The sequence below is a fragment of the Ekhidna sp. genome, assembly GCF_965247405.1.
Classification (GTDB): Bacteria; Bacteroidota; Bacteroidia; order Cytophagales; family Cyclobacteriaceae; genus Ekhidna.
The window spans coordinates 812,056-830,314 of sequence record NZ_OZ252014.1; the positions used below are offsets into that span (position 1 = coordinate 812,056).

17 protein-coding genes are annotated in these 18,259 nt (G+C 41.0%); 7 read left to right on the forward strand and 10 right to left on the reverse strand.

Annotated elements, in window-relative coordinates; genetic code table 11:
• Positions 1 to 239 precede the first annotated feature (239 nt).
• Both ACP14Y_RS03610 and ACP14Y_RS03615 read left to right on the forward strand, forming a co-directional pair.
• Positions 240 to 698: a hypothetical protein gene (locus ACP14Y_RS03610; RefSeq protein ID WP_424961608.1), complete on the forward strand. Its 459-nt coding sequence runs from the start codon at positions 240 to 242 to the stop codon at positions 696 to 698.
• A gap of 51 nt (positions 699 to 749) precedes the next feature.
• A complete protein-coding gene (locus tag ACP14Y_RS03615) occupies positions 750 to 1,250 on the forward strand; it encodes a hypothetical protein (protein WP_424961609.1) in 501 nt (166 codons plus the stop codon).
• A gap of 72 nt (positions 1,251 to 1,322) precedes the next feature.
• Here the strand turns inward: ACP14Y_RS03615 and ACP14Y_RS03620 are convergent, their stop codons facing one another.
• Positions 1,323 to 1,700: a hypothetical protein gene (locus tag ACP14Y_RS03620; protein ID WP_424961610.1), complete on the reverse strand. Its 378-nt coding sequence runs from the start codon at positions 1,698 to 1,700 to the stop codon at positions 1,323 to 1,325.
• Positions 1,701 to 1,847: 147 nt separating this feature from the next.
• On the opposite strand from ACP14Y_RS03620, the gene ACP14Y_RS03625 reads away from it, so the two are divergent.
• Positions 1,848 to 2,426 carry a hypothetical protein gene (locus ACP14Y_RS03625; RefSeq protein ID WP_424961611.1) on the forward strand — a complete coding sequence of 193 codons (579 nt, stop codon included), beginning with the start codon at positions 1,848 to 1,850 and terminating at the stop codon, positions 2,424 to 2,426.
• Here ACP14Y_RS03625 and nspC read toward each other — a convergent pair.
• The 6 genes from nspC to ACP14Y_RS03655 all read right to left on the reverse strand — a co-directional run bounded on the left by nspC (position 2,423) and on the right by ACP14Y_RS03655 (position 9,869).
• A complete protein-coding gene (gene nspC / locus ACP14Y_RS03630; RefSeq protein WP_424961612.1) occupies positions 2,423 to 3,538 on the reverse strand; it encodes a carboxynorspermidine decarboxylase in 1,116 nt (371 codons plus the stop codon). The genes ACP14Y_RS03625 and nspC overlap by 4 nt on opposite strands.
• On the reverse strand, positions 3,535 to 4,041 hold the full coding sequence (locus tag ACP14Y_RS03635) for a DinB family protein (protein ID WP_424961613.1): 507 nt from the start codon (positions 4,039 to 4,041) through the stop codon (positions 3,535 to 3,537). The genes nspC and ACP14Y_RS03635 overlap by 4 nt, the downstream gene beginning before the upstream one ends.
• 1 nt (position 4,042) lies before the next feature.
• Positions 4,043 to 5,248 (reverse strand): saccharopine dehydrogenase C-terminal domain-containing protein, encoded by a 1,206-nt coding sequence (locus ACP14Y_RS03640; protein WP_424961614.1) that lies wholly within the window; start codon positions 5,246 to 5,248, stop codon positions 4,043 to 4,045.
• A gap of 42 nt (positions 5,249 to 5,290) precedes the next feature.
• Positions 5,291 to 7,912 carry a DUF5916 domain-containing protein gene (locus ACP14Y_RS03645; protein ID WP_424961615.1) on the reverse strand — a complete coding sequence of 874 codons (2,622 nt, stop codon included), beginning with the start codon at positions 7,910 to 7,912 and terminating at the stop codon, positions 5,291 to 5,293.
• A 123-nt stretch (positions 7,913 to 8,035) separates the two neighbouring features.
• Positions 8,036 to 9,331 carry a hypothetical protein gene (locus ACP14Y_RS03650; protein WP_424961616.1) on the reverse strand — a complete coding sequence of 432 codons (1,296 nt, stop codon included), beginning with the start codon at positions 9,329 to 9,331 and terminating at the stop codon, positions 8,036 to 8,038.
• Complete coding sequence (locus tag ACP14Y_RS03655; protein ID WP_424961617.1) at positions 9,312 to 9,869, reverse strand: RNA polymerase sigma factor; 558 nt, start codon at positions 9,867 to 9,869, stop codon at positions 9,312 to 9,314. The genes ACP14Y_RS03650 and ACP14Y_RS03655 overlap by 20 nt, the downstream gene beginning before the upstream one ends.
• Positions 9,870 to 9,949: 80 nt before the next feature.
• Here ACP14Y_RS03655 and ACP14Y_RS03660 point away from each other — a divergent pair, with 80 nt between their 5' ends.
• A complete protein-coding gene (locus ACP14Y_RS03660) occupies positions 9,950 to 11,242 on the forward strand; it encodes a type IX secretion system plug protein domain-containing protein (protein ID WP_424961618.1) in 1,293 nt (430 codons plus the stop codon).
• Here the strand turns inward: ACP14Y_RS03660 and ychF are convergent.
• The gene (gene ychF / locus ACP14Y_RS03665) at positions 11,239 to 12,336 is read right to left on the reverse strand and encodes a redox-regulated ATPase YchF (RefSeq protein ID WP_424961619.1); all 1,098 of its coding nucleotides are present in this window, start codon (positions 12,334 to 12,336) and stop codon (positions 11,239 to 11,241) included. The genes ACP14Y_RS03660 and ychF overlap by 4 nt on opposite strands.
• 116 nt (positions 12,337 to 12,452) lie before the next feature.
• Positions 12,453 to 12,809, reverse strand: coding sequence for a DUF3276 family protein (locus tag ACP14Y_RS03670; protein WP_349563134.1), 357 nt, complete (start codon positions 12,807 to 12,809; stop codon positions 12,453 to 12,455).
• Between the two features lie 110 nt (positions 12,810 to 12,919).
• Here ACP14Y_RS03670 and ACP14Y_RS03675 point away from each other — a divergent pair, with 110 nt between their 5' ends.
• A complete protein-coding gene (locus tag ACP14Y_RS03675; protein ID WP_424961620.1) occupies positions 12,920 to 13,819 on the forward strand; it encodes a DUF58 domain-containing protein in 900 nt (299 codons plus the stop codon).
• On the opposite strand, the gene ACP14Y_RS03680 is transcribed toward ACP14Y_RS03675, so the two are convergent.
• Positions 13,820 to 14,164 carry a 4Fe-4S dicluster domain-containing protein gene (locus tag ACP14Y_RS03680; RefSeq protein ID WP_424961621.1) on the reverse strand — a complete coding sequence of 115 codons (345 nt, stop codon included), beginning with the start codon at positions 14,162 to 14,164 and terminating at the stop codon, positions 13,820 to 13,822.
• 91 nt (positions 14,165 to 14,255) lie between these two features.
• Between ACP14Y_RS03680 and ACP14Y_RS03685 the strand changes: the two genes are divergently transcribed.
• Positions 14,256 to 15,257: an acyl-CoA reductase gene (locus tag ACP14Y_RS03685; RefSeq protein WP_424961622.1), complete on the forward strand. Its 1,002-nt coding sequence runs from the start codon at positions 14,256 to 14,258 to the stop codon at positions 15,255 to 15,257.
• A 183-nt stretch (positions 15,258 to 15,440) separates the two neighbouring features.
• Entirely contained in the window at positions 15,441 to 18,221 is a 2,781-nt protein-coding gene (locus tag ACP14Y_RS03690) for a bifunctional aconitate hydratase 2/2-methylisocitrate dehydratase (RefSeq protein ID WP_424961623.1), read from the forward strand.
• Positions 18,222 to 18,259 lie beyond the last annotated feature (38 nt).

Consider the following 18,259-nt stretch of genomic DNA (forward strand, 5'->3'; position numbering starts at 1 on the left):
AAAAAAGATCGATTGCCGAATAATTTCGATAGGATTTCTTAGTTTAATAGGTATTAAAACATAAAAGTCCTACTTTTGATTAGTCCTAATATCTAATCAGACAATTATTTTAGATTCTAATTATGAAATGTTCAGTAAGCTAAGTTTTCAATGAGGTTTACTTAAATAAAAATTATTCGACTCGTTGCAGCTACAACCTACCGAACATTCCATGTGACAACAAAAATCAATTATTACACATGAAACGATTATCAAACTTACTTGCTGCCTTAGTTTTTGCTTCCTTAGTTATTTTTATGTCCTGCGGTGGCGGTGGTGGAGATGATGGACCATCAGATTTAGAGATCGCTGTAGATAACCTTACAATTTCAGGTGGTTTCTCAAACCCGTCGACGGTGAGAACTGGCCCTGGCGATGCAGATGGTGATTGGTCTACATTCGGAATTACCTTTACTGGATCTGTCGATGGTGGATCATATACAGTAAGTAATGTTCCAACTGGATTCGAAGATGTCTGGGCGAACGGAACATGGACCATCAATGATGCGGCGACAGTGATCACCAGAGTACAAGGTGGTGTTACCACTGATATTGTTGCTTCAATCGGAGAAGGGTCTTTGACGCTTGAATTTGATGTTGCTGATCCAACTGCTCGTACAAGCGGTATTGCTGGAGAGTGGACATTCGTATTTAATTAATCCATTAAGATTTTTAACATTTGAAGGGTAACTTTGTGTTACCCTTTTTTTATGCTCATAGAAGAAAAATACTTTTCGCAGGACAAAAACTATCTACTTAAGTCCGTACAGGCTTTCTCTAAGGAAGCACTTCTTGACCAGTGGCTTCAGGAAATACTAAATGCCTATCACCTTCTTCATAATCCCATGGGGCTGGTTGATGATTTTATCATTGAGCTTAGAGAGAAAATCCATTTAGGAAAAGAGCTACTAGTGGATAATTACGATGTTCTCGCAGCTATCTACCGTCATGATCATGCAGATAATCAATTAGAAATCATGTGGGATGGCAGATCACACATGGAGGCCTATGACAGTGACTGGAAGGAAATGTATGAGCTATGGATTGCAAAGCTTTCTCAGATAAAAGAAATTCAGCGTCCTATTATTAAATATGTCGTTTCTGAATCAGGTGTAAACCATCAGTTTTTAAAACAAAGCATAAGGAGATCATTACTTGCCCACTTTGGTTTGCGCATGCGGTCGCAGACCTTATACAAGGTTAGTGCTTGATTATCCAGCACTCAATTTCCTCAACAGCTTTCAGATTTATTCCTCCCACAACCCCCTCCAGAGGGGATTTAGTTAATGCTTGATCCGGCAGATTTTACAAAACTTTTGTTTCCCAGGAGGTCGCTTTTTGGGCGGACGCTTATGACCGTGAAATTTCACTCCTTTCTTAGCTTCTTTACGCTTAATTTTTTCAGACTTACGTTCAATCTTTGCATTCTCAGCGTATGCTTTACTCACTCGTTTTCTAAAAGCTAATCGCTCCTCCTCGGAAAATTTGAGCTGTGGCTTGTCTTTCTTCTTCAAAAAAGAAAAAAAGCTTTTTTTCTCTTTCTTTACAGCTTGATACCTTGGGGCGGGCTGCTTGGGGATCTCAGCTGTTCGCGTATTCTGAGCGAATAGCAACCCCATACCCAGGCAATAGACAAGTGTAGCAGATAAAATTTTATTCATAGCACCTCTTCACAAAACGAATGAAGAATAATTTATTGCCAAAAGTGACAAAAGATTCCCTCCTATCATAAAAATGGTTAATCTTTTGCTTCGTTTTAATGCAAGACCACCAAACCATTTTATTTTTCCGGTCGTTATTGAATCTTCATGAAAAATTTCTTTTTTCTCATACTCTTCGTAAGCTCGTCGATTGGCTACTCTCAGATTGTTCGTGAGAATGAGCTTCAGAAAAAAATAGAGGATGGTGCTAACCTGATGGCACTGGGGAAATATGATAGTGCCCAGATGCTATTCCAATATGTGCTTCAAAACATGGAGAAGCTTCCGTCGGAAATGGCCTACTTCTTTGGTCGTAACAGCTTTCACCTGGGTAAATACAAACAAAGTATCAACTGGCTAAATAAGTACATTCAACTAAAGGGAACCAAGGGAATGTACTATGAGCCTGCCATCCAATACCTGCAATATGCAGAGGACGAATACCTTAGAATTCAGCGTTCTCAGGCTGAGCAGTTTGAAGAAGATCTAGAGTCCGCTGAGTATGACTGTGGAGGACTGGAAAAAATGCTTTGCCCAGTCTGTCACGGTTCCGGGGTTGTCGTGCAGGCTGGAATCTTTGACGAGGTGTATAAGACATGTCCTTATTCACTTGGAGAGGGGTATCTCTCATGTGAAGAATATAATTTGTTTATGAGAGGTGATTTAGAACCTAAGTTGAAGAACTAGGACAGTCGATTTTTAAAATCATCGTATCCAAACGCACGAATCAATTCAAAGCTTCCATCTTGTTTTACGATTCCTATTGACGGATGCTTGACACCATTGAACGTACTGGTCTTCACCATGGTATAATGGATCATGTCTTTGAAGACAATAGAATCTCCGATCTCTAGAGGTTTTTCAAACCAGTACTCATCCAGAAAATCTCCAGCCAGACAGCTAACTCCCCCTAAGCGATATGGGTGCCATCCTTCTACTTTCACATCAGATCCCTTCTCCAATTTCGGGCGATAGGGCATCTCCAGGCAATCAGGCATATGGCAGGTGAATGAGCCATCAAATATGGCTGTCTTTTTCCCTCCATTTTCCACAATATCAAGTACTGACGTATGCAAATCACCTGTTTGCCAGGCAAAGGCACTCCCTGGCTCCAGGATCACATCTACATTATTTCTTTTCCTGAAATCTGACAGAAGCTTAATGAGGTGGTCCGTATCATATCCATTTCGGGTCATTAGGTGTCCCCCTCCCATATTGACCCATTTTACTTTCGGCAGGTAGTGGCCAAATCTGCTTTCAAAGGATTTTAGCACATGCTCAAGTGCATAAGAGTCTGACTCGCATAGGACATGAAAATGAAGCCCCTCCACCCTATCAGGAAGCTCCTCCAAATTTTCGCTAGTGATTCCCAGTCTCGAAACCGGACTGGACGGATTGTACAAGTCTGTTTCAACATCAGACCATTCAGGGTTTACACGCAATCCAACGCTCACCCCTTCTGGAACTCGATTTATAAACCGCTGATACTGAGCTAATGAATTCAAGGTGATGTGTGAAGATTTAACTGCTATCTCATCAAATTCATCATCAGTGTACGCGACACAGTATGTATGGGATTTTACTCCCATCTCCTCGTTGCATAGCTTCACTTCATTAAGAGAGCTTGCAGTAGCACCTTTAACGTATTTTCTAACTGTAGGAAAAGTACTCCACATCGCAAAACCCTTGAACGCCAGAATGATCTCTATTCCTGCCGATTTTTGGACATGGTCGATCAGTTGAAGATTTTGAATCAGCTTCTTTTCATCGAGCACAAAACAGGGAGAAGGAATGTTCACTTTGTGTATCGTTCGTGGATTATGTCCAGATGGTGTTTTTGATGACCAGCAATGATGTAGCCAATTGCCTCTACAGACATCTCTACCTTATTCGAAACTCCGGTCCGATTTCTCACCCCCTCACTGAAAGAAGTGAATAAATCAACTGTAGAAGCCCGAACATTGGTGAACTCCGTCATCAAACTATGAATCGATCGATTGTCCGCATTGGATTCCGGAACATAGTCGTTTTGTTCAAACCCAGAAATCTCGGTCTTGTCATTTCTGGCGAACCGAAGCGCACGGTATGCAAAGATCCGCTCGGAATCAATCACATGAAGTATGACCTCTTTGATACTCCATTTCCCTTCTGCATACCTGTAGGCACCCTGCGCCTCTGACAAACCTCTTCCAAACTCTATGAATTCGTCACCTGTCTTCAGCAGCAGAGGCACCAAATCCCCATGACCCAATGTCTCCACATAGCCTTTGTAAAATTCCGGGATCTTCGATAGCTCAATCATATCAGTCCATTCCCAAATCTATATCTTCTTTTTCATGCCATGGCAAGCCAGATGTTGCAAGCTTCTCCAGAAATGGGTCAGAGTTGAATTCTTCCACATTGAAAACACCAGCCCCCGTCCATTCTCCGGTTAGCATCATAGCAGCACCTATCATGGCAGGCACACCTGTGGTATAAGAAACACCTTGAGCTCCAGTTTCATCATAGGCCGCCTTATGACTACAATTGTTCCAGATGTAGTAGGTTTTCTCCTTTCCGTCTTTGATACCCTTTATACGGCATCCAATAGAGGTTTCACCTTCATAATTCTCTCCCAGATCACCCGGATTAGGAAGTACAGCTTTCAAAAACTGGAGAGGAACAATTTCTTTTCCTTCGTAATTCACCGGCTCTATTGATGCCATACCAATGTTCTGGATGACTCTCAGATGAGTGAGGTATTCGTCTCCGAATGTCATCCAAAAACGTGCTCTCTTGATTGTAGGGTAATTTTTTACCAAAGACTCTAGTTCTTCATGATAAAGGAGGTAAGAAGGTCGCTTCCCGATATTCGGATAATCCAGTTCTTTTCGGAACTCAAATGGTTTAGTTTCGACCCAGCCACCATCTTCCCAGTATTTTCCTTTTTGTGTGATTTCCCGAATGTTGATTTCTGGATTGAAATTCGTCGCGAATGCCTTTCCATGATCCCCAGCATTACAATCCACAATATCTAAATAATGAATCTCATCGAAAAAATGGGTAGCAGCACGGTTTGTAAATACACCTGTAACTCCAGGATCAAAACCACAACCCAGGACAGCCGTTAGTCCGGCTTCTTTAAATTTATCCTGATATGCCCACTGCCATTTATACTCAAATTTTGCTTCTTCTGGGGGTTCATAGTTAGCCGTATCTAAATAATGAACACCTGCCTCTAAACATGCATCCATAATGGTGAGGTCCTGATAAGGAAGCGCCACATTGATGACCATTTTTGGATTGTGCTTTTTAAACAAGGCAACAACCTGATCCACATGATCAGCATCCACCTGATCTGTTGTAATGGAGACACCATGCGCTTTCTTGATATCAGCAGCGATATCATCACATTTTGATTTGGTTCTGGATGCCAGAACAATCTCTGAGAATATATCTGAGTTTTGCGCACATTTAAAAGCGGTGACGCGACCAACTCCTCCTGCTCCTATAATTACTATTTTGGACATATTGATTTTTAAGATTTAGCCCAAAGTTAGCAGGAAGATTTATTACAAAATAAATCGATAGGTGTATTTAATTAAGAAGGTATTATTGCCTGTGAGTCCAGAAAGATGGGAAGTTAAATCATTGAAGCTATTGTTTCGGGATTGATCAAAATAAGAGCCATTATTGGCCCATACCATAAATAGTGTAGAACCCGGTATATATTCCCATCGCATTACAAAGTTTGACCGGAATTGTACCACATTGAAGTTGGGATCATCAAATGTATAATCCGGATCTGAGTTTCCATTTTCGTAGATTTCATAGGTGCTATTTTCCTCATCAAACACAATTTGACTGTCTTCATATAAGTGAAACCTGGAGTCGTAACTTTCTGCATTTGGTAAATGAACCCGTTTGAACTGGCTGTACTCGCCAGCGGCTATGAACGGCTGCCCCCAAAATTCCAATGTCAAATTTGGTGTAATGTTGTAGTTAGCCCTCACCGACATACTGTAGGTTTCCTGTTCCACCCTTCCCAGAATATATCTTGTATCATTTTCAAGATCCTGTTGAGTTATATACTGGAGATCATCCCTGTTCCAATTTACACTTGGGGAAATTGAGATTTGCATAGCATCCATTGGTCGCAAGTCGATATTTAGGGAGATACCAGAACTTTTGGTGTAGCTGTTTTGCCCCCAATTGAACCAATTTTCAAATGAAACACGAACTTTCTTGCGGCTATTTGTTCCAATCCAATACCAATAATTTACGTTTCCCGGATACTTTATCGAAGGACCTCCGCGCAGATCTGCATTGGATACCCTGGTGCCGCCAACCCAAACTCCCTGCCCAAATCCCCAGTAGTTTTTGAACTCCCAATTCATATTGAAGTTGATTCCTCGATTGGTGACAGCTCCTCCGAAATCATTATTGTACTCACCATAAATATTATAGTTCTGCCACCTGAAAGTATTCGTAATCTTATTTACACGATACTGTGTCCAAAACCAGTTATTCAAATCATCCGTCTGACGAAGAAATCCTGCATCATTCAATACTAATTCAGGTGATTTATAGTTGGATCCGATCGTCCACCTCCAATTGCCACTTCGTTTCCCAAAAGCAAACGTGGCAGCTGAACCTACCAGGCTTGTCCGGGTGGAATCAACTTCTTTGTGATTATTATCCGGTCTTTGAAAAAAGCGCTCAGAGGCTGTTTGCGTTTGGTAAATAGCCCCCATAGTTCCGTCTACACGGCTTAACATCGCCCGGATTTCCATCCCATATTTTCGATCTTTAAAATTGTGATCCAGGTCAATACCCGCACTGGTAGCCTGATCATGAAGGTATTCCAGTTCATTCCCCCTATTATCAAATCTTTTCACATTGGTTACAATCGCCCCAACTACGGTTTTTCCACCCTCAATATCCTGCTGAGCTCTGGCTACCAAAAAGTTGGTGTAGGGCTCAACCACTTCCTCTCCTCTGCTTCCATCCTCATATTGTACATCGGCTCTTTCCTTATTGGTTAACGATTCTAAGACCCCCCAGGAGAAACCGTTAGCATTCTTTCCTGTAATCTTTGCTGCTCCAAGAATTCTGGTATTGTTGGGATAATCAATGTATTCGACATTTTCCGGATAGCCATGTGGTCTTCCGCCAACACGCCGAGAATAGAATAAATTATTCGTTCCTCCACTTGTTCTGAAAGAAAGAAGATTACTCCCCTCTAGAAAAAACGGTCTCCGTTCTCTGAAAAAGAGCTGAAAAGCAGATAGGTTTACTGCTGAAGGGTCTGCATCTACTTGTCCGAAATCAGGGTTGAATGTGAGGTCTAACGTGATATCAGACGTAATTCCAATTTTCGCATCCAGCCCCACATTTCCCTTAAACTCCTTTCCAGCATCCCGGAACGGATTTTCTTCCTCTTTAGGGTATTTATCAAGAGAAGCAAGAACGTATGGTTGTATTTCAAGCTGCTTCTGAGGTTTAATGCCGGTAATTCCATTCAATTCTCCAAATAAATGAACCCAACCCGGTGCATTTGGATCAACTGCCTGCCAGGTAGACCTTTCCTCTTTTCTAAAAATCCTTCGGGTAAATTGTATGCCCCATGTATGATGCTCTTTATTGGCAAATCTTAGTTGAGAAAGGGGAATTTTAAATTCTGCGACCCACCCCTCATCGTCAACATTTGTCCGCAAATACCAGATAGGATCCCAGGTAGAGTCCCAGTCATTGCCATTATTTGAAACATATTCATCACCTTTTACACCGGAAACTGATGCTGTGAAAGAGAATGCTGTTCGCTTATCATTGTAGCTATCAATGTTGATCTCTACAAAATCCCCATCGAAACCGTCTCGACGGGACATCCGCTTCACAATCTTTTCAGGCTCGGTATCCAATGCTCTAATTCCAACGTAAAGAAATTTTGCATCGTAAAGAATTTTGAATTTCGTCTGCTGAAATGGTTCAACATTGAAATCAGGTCTATGACCTACAAAATCTCCTCCCCATTCAACCTTACCCCATGCCTCATCATCCAGTTTTCCATCAAGTACAATTTCTCCCTCACGCCATGCAGTGGTATAAGATTTTTTTTCTTCAGTTTCCTGAGCATGAATTACAGAAAGTAATGTTAAGAATAGAGTGACAGACAACAGTCCTATTCTGGGCATGGGCTTTGAGTTAGTTGACGAGTTTGGCGAATTACCTAACGAATTACACCTGCAAAAGTGTACTCTTACTGTGATGAAAGGTTACATCTTTTATGCGAAATAGGATTATTCAATGATAGAAGGCTACTTCAATGTGTACCTTAATCCCGTCTGTACCAGGAATCTTGAAGGAGAGGTTGCGGAGTTGCTAATAGGGGTAATAGAATGCCTGTAATTAGGTTCTATGGTCAAATCGAACTTTTCAAAAATGGAATATCCTAACTCTAACCCTCCTATTCCATCAAATGACCATTCATTGTATAAATTGAGTTCGTCACTATTCAATATTTGTTTTGAAGGATCAGAAATGTTTCCCTCTACAAGGTAGTTAGCTGATAAGCCCGCATTCAATCGCAGACTGAACTTATCATTAACCAAGAAATATCCGGCTTTTACAGGTATTGAGGCAAACTGAACACTATTATTTATTGAAATCTCATGATCGTAGTTTTCTCTTACTTCGATACTTGCTTCTCGTGCTGAAGAGCCTGGAGTAAGCAATGATCCGTCTGATCCATTTGAATTTTCAATAAAATTAGAGTTATCAATGGTGTAAACATCCAGAACGTTAATGGAAGCAGTGCCGCTGTTTTCTACTGATGTATATGCTACTCCACTTTCTAATGTCCATCTCTTTCCCATTTGAACTCCAAAATCTATTCCAATGGTTGTGGCGATAGCCTCACTCATATTTTGGGATACATTGGTGGTTGGATTTACGAATTGACCAGAACCAATTGCAGATGCCAGGCCTGCAGGATTAAGTGAATTGGTAAGTGTGCCTTCTCCACCAAAATCAGCATTAAAATTTCCAGCTCCAGCCTCTACTCCCGCCCACACTTTCTTGTCGCTCAATTCTTCATTAGGTCGTCGGGGGATGCTGGCCGATGACCTGTATCTGTAAATATCATTGGAGACATTGGCAAATAAAATTCCAGGTCGTCTGCCCTTAACCTCCCGGTACTCCGTCAGCCATATTTGGTCATTGGAATCTACGATATCGCTCGATAAGGGCTTTTCAGATGACTGAGATACTGAATTAAAGGCTAGACCTCTTTGATTGAGTCCGGTAAAGTCGTGATTGTAGTTATAGTAGCTATCAAAATCAACACTATTCGATAAAAGTGCATTATAGCTAGCGATCTCATTTTGATCCTTTTCAAGCAAAGTCGATGGGAAATACAAAACACCTAATAGTACTACAGCGACCAATACAGCTGCAACTGACACCCATTTATACATTAAGTGTTGGGAGGCATAAATCGAAACCAATTCAGCGTTAAGAGAATTTTCGATCTCATTCCAAATTCCCTGAGGTGCCTTTACTGTTTGTCCTTCAAACTTCTTTTGGATACTATCTTCAAACTTCCCCTGATCCATATCTTACCTGATCTCTCTGCATAATCTTTTCCGCCAACAATGACTTAGCCCTTGAATACTGTGATTTCGATGTTCCTTCACTAATCTTAAGCTTCTTTGCAATCTCATGATGCTTATAACCTTCGACAGCAAATAGGTTGAATATAATCTGACAACCAGTAGGTAACTTCCTAATAAGGTCTAAAAGCTCCTCATAACTTAGTTCGGAAATTGCACTTTCCTTTTCGCTCCAATCATCCAAATCATTTACATCTACCATTGGATAGAGATAAAGTTTGCTCCTCTGATGGTTAAGTGCAGTATTCACTACTATTCGCTTTATCCAATATGCCAGCGACGAGTCTTTTCTGAAATTTTTAATATTCTTGAATACTTTGATAAAGGCTTCCTGAATGATATCCTCAGCTTCTTGCTGCATTTTAGAATATCGAAGAGCTACTAAATACATCCCATCACAATACTTATCGTAAAGTGCCTGCTGGAATTCTTTTTTGCCTTTCTGGCAACCTTTAATCAATTTTTCTTCAGAAACCGACATTCATGTTGGCATTTAAATAGACCCAGTACCGAATATTATAGTTGCAATATCTAATTTGGGCTTTTCGTCCCATTAAAGTTATGAAGAACCTAGCGATAATTACAATTTCTTTTTTATTAGTCCAGTGTGAACCGGTAGTCCCTCAACAATCAAGCATAAATAAGAAAATCATTTTTGACAATTACGACTATGAGGATTTTGTCGGAATCACCAAAGTTGTTCCTATCGACAATGGACAAATTAAGGCAATAGAAAACCAGGTTGTAAGCCTGAATGATAATGGTCAGCTACTTCTCACTTTTGATTTATTGACGGATCAATTTGAGAACCTAAGTGCTAAAATCTATCACTGCAATAAAGACTGGACAAAATCCAGACTAAGAGATATGGAGTTCCTATCTCAAATCAACAATTACCGGATCACTGACTTTGACTACTCCGTAAATACCGTTCAACCTTACATTAACTATCGTTTTAGCATCCCGAAACCAACCTTATCTGGTAACTACGTAGTAGCAGTATTCAGAAGAGCGAACCCGGACGATGTAATATTGACACGTCGGTTTTTAGTGGTAGATAGTAAAACCACTATCGATCACACTGTTAGAGTAAGTACCACTATTGGCAAACGAGAGGAAAATCACCAGATAGAGTTTAGCTTAAATTTTGGAAATCTTCAGGTCAACGCACCGGCACAGGATGTTTCACCCGTTATTCTTCAAAACCACAACTGGAATACTACCATTACCTCCATTTCTCCTACGCTCATGCGTGTCAATGAAGGCTATCTTGAGTATCGACACCTGGATTTGAAAACTAATTTTTATGGGTGGAATGAGTTTCGATTTGCCGACTTGCGAACATTAAACATATCCGGAAGAAACGTTGGGAAAATTGTGAATACAGGAACAAAGATCATAGCCCCGCTAAAGCTCGACGCATCTCGAAAAGGCATTTCTTATACACAAAACTTTCAGGACATTAATGGAAATTTCATTATCCAAAACAATGATCCCGGAGAGTCCACATTAAACGCAGACTATGCTGATGTAACCTTTGCACTTAAGTCAGATCCAATAGATGGTAATGTATATGTTCTAGGAAGATATAACAATTGGCAATTGACCGATCTGAACCGAATGAAGTACATCGATCAAAATGGATTAGGAAGGTATCAAGCCACCATTCCACTAAAACAGGGATACTACGAATATCTGTATTATGTCGAAAGTAATGAACTCCCTCCTCACTATTTTGAAGGGAGTCACTTTCAGGCTGAAAATGTATACGAGATTTTGGTATACTACCGAAAACCCGGTAATATCAACGATGAACTGGTTGGGTACAAGCGGTTTAGGTCTATCGAAAACTAGACGTTGAATCTGAAATGCATGACATCTCCATCCTGTACTACATATTCTTTTCCTTCAATGGATAGCTTCCCAGCCTCCCTACATCCCGCCTCCGTCTTGTATTGCTGGTAGTCCGGGATTTTAATTACCTCAGCTTTAATAAAGCCTTTCTCAAAGTCCGTGTGAATAACTCCTGCAGCTTGTGGCGCCTTCCACCCTTTTTTGATGGTCCATGCCCTTACCTCAGTCTCTCCTGCTGTGAAATATGTGATCAGATCAAGTAAGGAATAGGATGCCTTAATCAGACGATTCAGACCTGATTCTTTCAGGCCATACTCCTCCAAAAACATTTCCTTTTCCTCGGGATCATCAAACTCAGCAATCTGAGCCTCCAACCCCGCAGAAACCAATATCAACTGGGCATCCTCATTCTTTATATTTTCTTCCAGCTTTTTACTCCACTCATTACCTGTATTAATGGATTCTTCATCCACATTAGCTACATAAATGATGGGCTTATCCGTCAAAAGTTGAAGTGGCTTAATCCATGCCCGATGCTCTTTATCCATCTCCAGTGAGCGTGCATTCTGTCCACTCTCAAGATGTGTTTTGAATTTCTGCAGCACCTCATATTCTGCTTTCGCTTCTTTATCTCCAGATTTTGCAATTTTTTGCACCCGCTCGATTCGTTTAACAATGGATTCCAAATCTTTCAACTGGAGCTCTGTGTCAATCACTTCCTTATCCTCAATTGGATCAACTTTTCCCGAGACGTGCACAATATTATCGTTATCAAAACACCTGATCACATGGATGATGGCATCCACTTCGCGAATATTGGCTAAAAACTGATTGCCTAGCCCCTCCCCTTTACTTGCTCCTTTTACCAGGCCTGCAATGTCTACAAACTCAATTACTGTTGGCAATACTTTTTGAGGGTTTACCAGATCAGCTAAAATCTGCAGTCTTTCATCCGGTACGGTGATTACACCCACATTTGGTTCAATAGTACAGAAAGGAAAGTTGGCTGCCTCTGCTTTGGCATTGGATAAAGCATTAAAAAGAGTGGATTTCCCAACGTTAGGTAGTCCGACGATTCCGCACTGTAATCCCATAGAAAAGTATAATTATGGTTTGATTTCAATTTTGTGGCGCAAAAGTAAAATAAAAAAGCCCCCCAGCATATCGCTGGGGAGCCTCTCTCTTCATACTTAATAAAAAAGTTATCTTATCAATCCCATTTTAGATCAGAATCCGACTCTGATACCTCAGCATTTGCCACTTCCGGCTCAGATTCATTTTCTCTTTCAAACTGTGAAAAATCCACTTCGGGCATCAATTCATCCTTTACATGGTTCACAGTGGAATTCAATGCATTTACAAATTTGTGAAAATCTTCCTTATATAAGAAAATCTTATGTTTCTCGTAATAAAAACCGTCATCTTTAGGCTTTCTCTTGCTCTCCGTAATCGTCAGGTAATAATCGTTCGACCGTGTCGCTTTCACATCAAAAAAGTACGTACGCTTTCCCGCCTTTACTCTCTCAGAATAGATCTCGTCTCTTCCTTTTTCGTTATTATCTTCCACTTGCTTAAAATTTGTGTTAGGTGTTAGTTTGTACTAAATCGGGGCTAAATATAGTGCTTTATATTTTTTATCTGCAAACAAATCATGGATTCCACGTTGAATAGCGACATATGACCACAAACATTTCAGAAATTAATCAATATGACAACCTGGGGCTAATTGCCAAGCAATTGGTAGATGGCTTTATTACCGGTTTGCACAAGTCACCTTATCACGGGTTTTCGGTCGAATTTGCTGAGCATAAATTGTATAACTACGGAGAAAGTACTCGACACATAGATTGGAAAGTATTTTCAAGAACTGATCGATTATATACGAAGCAATATGAAGAAGAAACCAATTTGAGATGTAGAATTTTGATTGATAATTCTGCCTCCATGCATTACCCAATGCCTGGAAAAGACAAATTAAAATTTTCCATATTTGCTGCTTCTGCTCTCTCCTACCTGCTTACTAAGCAACGAGATGTTGTAGGCTTATCCGTTTTTTCAGACAGAATAGAACAGGAAACCGATCTCAGAAGCACTCAGGCTCACTTAAACTCAATTTTAACAAAGCTTTCCGAACTTCAGGATACCACTCCTGCTACTAAAACAGACATCTCTACCGTATTACATGAAATAGCGGATAAAATTCATAAGCGATCGCTGGTGGTAATCTTCTCTGACATGTTCCAAAATACTGATGAGGATGATTTGATGAGTGCGTTGCAACATTTAAAGCACAATAAACATGAGGTGATTCTCTTCCATGTTTCGGACTATTCAAGTGAACTAAATTTCGAATTTGAAGACAGGCCGTACAAATTCATTGATCTGGAAACCAATGAATCAATCAAGGTGAATCCGCATGATGTAAAGGATGTATACCGTCAAGAGATGGCAAAATTTTATCAGGATTTGAAAATCAAATGTGGAATGATGAAGGTAGATTTCGTTCCTGTTAACACGAACGATTCATTTGACAAAGTCCTGGGGGCTTATTTAATAAAGCGCAAGAAAATGAGATAGCTAGAGGTGTAGCCACTCTTTTTTGGCTGTCAGTTCTTCCTCTGACTCAACATAATCCGGATCTGGAACACAACAGTCTACAGGACATACTGCCGCACACTGAGGCTCTTCATGAAAGCCGGTACATTCGGTACACTTGCCTGGAACGATATAGTAAAATTCATCCGAGACAGGCTCTTGTATTTCTTTAGCGTCTACCTTAGACCCATCCTCCATTTCTATTTCCTGAAGATCGGTACCATCAGCCCATTTCCACTCTACCCCACCCTCATAAATGGCGGTATTTGGACATTCGGGTTCACATGCACCACAGTTGATGCATTCATCGGTAATCATTATAGCCATAAAAACGCTTTTTGTCGTGTTCTAAATGAGGGAACAAAATTAATCGCAATAAGTTTGCAGCCCAACAAGAACGAACAGACAATTTTTAAAAATGCAAATCCAAGACCGCATAAATGCCTTCTCCAAACTGGGCGAACGTATCTCAAACCTTACCCCCGATGAATTGCAACAGCTTGGTATTTCAGCTCAGAATATCAATGGATGGTTCACAGGAAAGAGTGTAAACCAGGCTCTATCCAGCATTCAATATATGCTTAGGGAGGAAATATTATCTGAATGGATAGCAAAATATGATGTGGATGAAGTTACTCCACAGGTAGTCGGAGTTGTAATGGCTGGTAATATCCCATTGGTTGGATTTCATGATTTACTATCGGTACTGATTGCCGGGCACTTTGCAGCAGTGAAGCCCAGCAGTGATGATCGATTTCTTACACAAACGATCATCGATTGGATCATCGAGATAGAGCCACGATTTAAAAAAAATATTGAGATACGAGAAAAACTTACAAATATCGACGCAGTGATCGCAACAGGGAGTGATAATACGGCACGCTATTTCGAATATTATTTCAAAAACATTCCTAATATCATCAGGAGGAATCGCACTTCAGTAGCAATTCTTACAGGTAAGGAATCGGAAGCAGAACTTAAAGCTTTGGGAGCTGATATATTCACCTACTATGGACTTGGGTGCAGAAATGTATCGAAGGTTTTTACACCCAAAGGATTTGATATCAGAGAAGCTTTCCCTCACTTTGAAGCCTATAAGGAAGCAATCAACCATCACAAGTACAGGAACAACTACGATTACTACAAATCGATCTACCTGGTGAATAAAACCCCTCATCTCGATACGGGCTTCTTGTTGATAAACTCGACTCACGAATTGGTATCACCGATTAGTGTTCTATTCCATCAAGAATACGATAGTGTTGAGAATTTGCAGAAAATACTGGATGGTCAAAAAGATAAGATCCAATGTATCGTGGGAAAAGAGTTTATCCCATTCGGTAAAGCTCAGCAACCGGAATTGTGGGATTATGCTGATAACGTAGATACACTGAAATTTCTTGTCCAACTAGGTAGCTGAATCATCTCCCACCTATTGTTTGGAAGCAACAGTGAATCCAAAGATGAAATGAATTATTTTTGCCTGCCGAACAACAGGAAGCCTGTCCTTTTGGTAAGGACTAAAGCCAAAAAAGCCCCAATAATTAAGACATAAGTCGAATAAATCGACTCAAGTCTGTTCTTAACTTATTAATGACTTGATATGAGCAAATACAACGAATACGTAAAGGAAATCGGAGAAAGAAAAGATCAGGGTCTCCACCCAAAACCTATTGATGATGGAGAGCTACTCAGCGAGATCATTGAATTAATCAAAGACTCTGACAACACTCATCGAGCTGACGCACTTCAATTCTTTATTTATAATACCTTACCCGGCACTACACCTGCGGCAGTTGTAAAAGCAAATTTTTTGAAAGCGATCATCCTTGGGGAATCGGTTGTTGAAGAAATCACTACTGAGTTCGCCTTTGAATTACTTTCTCATATGAAAGGAGGTCCTTCCATTAAGGTACTTCTTGATATTGCATTGGGTGATGATGAAATCACTGCTAAGCGCGCAGCTGATGTATTGAAGACCCAGGTATTCTTGTATGATGCAGATTACGAACGGTTAAAGAATGCTTTCGAAAACGGTAATGTCGTGGCTAAAGAATTGTTAGAGAGCTATGCAAAAGCGGAGTTCTTCACGCAACTTCCAGAAGTAGAAGAAAAAATTGATATCGTAACGTTTATTGCTGGGGAAGGTGACATTTCTACTGACTTGCTTTCACCTGGCGCTGATGCGCACTCCAGGTCTGACAGAGAGCTACATGGCCACTCCATTTTTGAGCACAACAAGGAAAAGCAGGATGAGCTAAAAACTTTGAAGGAGCAACACCCTGATAAGCGAGTGATGCTGGTTGCTGAAAAAGGAACCATGGGCGTAGGCTCCTCCAGGATGTCTGGAGTAAACAATGTGGCACTGTGGACAGGTATTCAATCCAGCCCTTATGTCCCATTTGTCAACATCGCTCCAATCATTGCAGGAACCAATGGTATTTCCCCGATATTCTTAACCACTGTAGGGGTAACAGGGGGTATTGGAATCGATCTGAAAAATTGGAGAAAGAAGACCAATGCAGATGGAAGCATCGTGGTTAATGAAAACGGTGAGCCGGTATTGGAAGAAATATACTCGGTATCAACAGGAACCGTACTAACCATCAACACCAAAGAGAAAAAGTTATATAATGGAGATCAGGAGTTGATTGATATCTCCGCTTCTTTGACGCCACAAAAGCTTGAGTTTATAAGAGCGGGTGGTTCATACGCAGTTGTTTTCGGAAAAAAGTTACAGACCTTCGCCGCAAAGACATTAGGCATTGAAGCTCCAACTGTCTTCGCTCCATCGAAAGAGATTTCGAACGAAGGACAGGGACTTACTGCAGTGGAGAAAATCTTTAATAAAAATGCAGTTGGAATAACTCCTGGTAAGACACTTCATGCTGGATCAGATGTGAGAGTAGAGGTAAATGTTGTCGGCTCTCAGGACACTACCGGGCTTATGACCGCTCAGGAATTGGAGTCCATGGCCGCAACGATCATTTCACCGATTGTAGATGCAGGCTACCAGTCCGGATGCCATACGGCCTCTGTTTGGGATAGTAAAGCCCAGGCAAACATTCCAAAGCTCATGAAATTCATGAATGACTTTGGGTTGATCACCGGACGCGATCCAAAAGGTGTTTACCCAGCCATGACCGATGTGATTCATAAAGTATTGAATGACATCACGGTAGATGATTGGGATATCATCATTGGTGGTGATTCTCATACAAGAATGTCCAAAGGCGTGGCGTTCGGTGCTGACTCTGGTACCGTGGCACTTGCACTTGCAACAGGTGAAGCATCCATGCCGATCCCGCAATCTGTCAAGGTGACTTTCAAAGGAGAAATGAAACCTTACATGGACTTCCGTGATGTGGTTCATGCTACTCAGCAACAAATGTTGAAGCAATTCAGTGGTGAAAATGTATTCCAGGGAAGAGTCATTGAAGTACACATAGGCACATTGACTGCAGATCAAGCTTTTACATTCACAGACTGGACAGCAGAGATGAAAGCCAAGGCTTCCATTTGTATTTCGGAAGATGAAACCTTGATTGAATCATTGGAAATTGCCAAAGGCAGAATCCAGATCATGATTGAAAAAGGTATGGATAATGAGGGAAAAGTGCTTCAAGGTTTGATAGACAAAGCAAATAATCGAATTGCAGAAATCCAATCAGGTGAAAAACCAGCGCTTACTCCAGACGCTGATGCGAAATACTTCGCAGAGGTAGTTGTTGACTTGGATGTATTGGGTGAACCTATGATTGCTGATCCGGACGTAAACAACGAAGACGTTTCAAAAAGATATACGCACGACACCATCCGCCCACTCTCCTATTATGGAGGCACTAAAAAGGTGGACCTGGGTTTTGTGGGATCATGCATGGTACACAAGGGAGACATGAAGATTCTCGCTCAGATGCTGAAAAACATTGAGCAGCAGCATGGTAAAGTGGAATTTAAAGCACCATTGGTGGTGGCCCCTCCTACCTACAACATAGTGGACGAGTTAAAAGCTGAGGGCGATTGGGAAGTATTGCAGAAATACTCCGGATTTGAGTTTGATGACAACAATCCTAAAGCTGCTGCGCGTACCAAATACGAAAACATGTTATATCTCGAGCGCCCGGGTTGTAACCTGTGTATGGGTAATCAGGAGAAAGCTGAGCCTGGTGATACGGTGATGGCTACCTCCACGCGGCTCTTTCAGGGAAGAGTAGTGAAAGATTCCGATGAGAAAAAAGGTGAATCCTTGCTCTCATCAACACCTGTAGTGGTGCTTTCCACAATTCTTGGCCGGACACCAACTATGGAAGAATACGAAGCGGCGGTACAAGGAATTGACCTGACTAAATTTAAGCCATCCAGTAAGAAATTAGTGGCGGCATAAGTCTGGCAAAAATTGAAAGCTGAAGCCCGGATCATTGA

What these genes read in the sequence shown, in the direction of transcription:
- ACP14Y_RS03610 (WP_424961608.1), top strand. Translation starts at nt 240, where the DNA reads ATGAAACGATTATCAAACTTACTTGCTGCCTTAGTTTTTGCTTCCTTA.
- ACP14Y_RS03615 (WP_424961609.1), top strand. Translation starts at nt 750, where the DNA reads ATGCTCATAGAAGAAAAATACTTTTCGCAGGACAAAAACTATCTACTT.
- ACP14Y_RS03620 (WP_424961610.1), bottom strand. Translation starts at nt 1,700, where the DNA reads ATGAATAAAATTTTATCTGCTACACTTGTCTATTGCCTGGGTATGGGG.
- ACP14Y_RS03625 (WP_424961611.1), top strand. Translation starts at nt 1,848, where the DNA reads ATGAAAAATTTCTTTTTTCTCATACTCTTCGTAAGCTCGTCGATTGGC.
- ACP14Y_RS03635 (WP_424961613.1), bottom strand. Translation starts at nt 4,041, where the DNA reads ATGATTGAGCTATCGAAGATCCCGGAATTTTACAAAGGCTATGTGGAG.
- ACP14Y_RS03640 (WP_424961614.1), bottom strand. Translation starts at nt 5,248, where the DNA reads ATGTCCAAAATAGTAATTATAGGAGCAGGAGGAGTTGGTCGCGTCACC.
- ACP14Y_RS03645 (WP_424961615.1), bottom strand. Translation starts at nt 7,912, where the DNA reads ATGCCCAGAATAGGACTGTTGTCTGTCACTCTATTCTTAACATTACTT.
- ACP14Y_RS03650 (WP_424961616.1), bottom strand. Translation starts at nt 9,331, where the DNA reads ATGGATCAGGGGAAGTTTGAAGATAGTATCCAAAAGAAGTTTGAAGGA.
- ACP14Y_RS03655 (WP_424961617.1), bottom strand. Translation starts at nt 9,869, where the DNA reads ATGTCGGTTTCTGAAGAAAAATTGATTAAAGGTTGCCAGAAAGGCAAA.
- ACP14Y_RS03660 (WP_424961618.1), top strand. Translation starts at nt 9,950, where the DNA reads ATGAAGAACCTAGCGATAATTACAATTTCTTTTTTATTAGTCCAGTGT.
- ychF (WP_424961619.1), bottom strand. Translation starts at nt 12,336, where the DNA reads ATGGGATTACAGTGCGGAATCGTCGGACTACCTAACGTTGGGAAATCC.
- ACP14Y_RS03675 (WP_424961620.1), top strand. Translation starts at nt 12,920, where the DNA reads ATGACCACAAACATTTCAGAAATTAATCAATATGACAACCTGGGGCTA.
- ACP14Y_RS03680 (WP_424961621.1), bottom strand. Translation starts at nt 14,164, where the DNA reads ATGGCTATAATGATTACCGATGAATGCATCAACTGTGGTGCATGTGAA.
- ACP14Y_RS03685 (WP_424961622.1), top strand. Translation starts at nt 14,256, where the DNA reads ATGCAAATCCAAGACCGCATAAATGCCTTCTCCAAACTGGGCGAACGT.
- ACP14Y_RS03690 (WP_424961623.1), top strand. Translation starts at nt 15,441, where the DNA reads ATGAGCAAATACAACGAATACGTAAAGGAAATCGGAGAAAGAAAAGAT.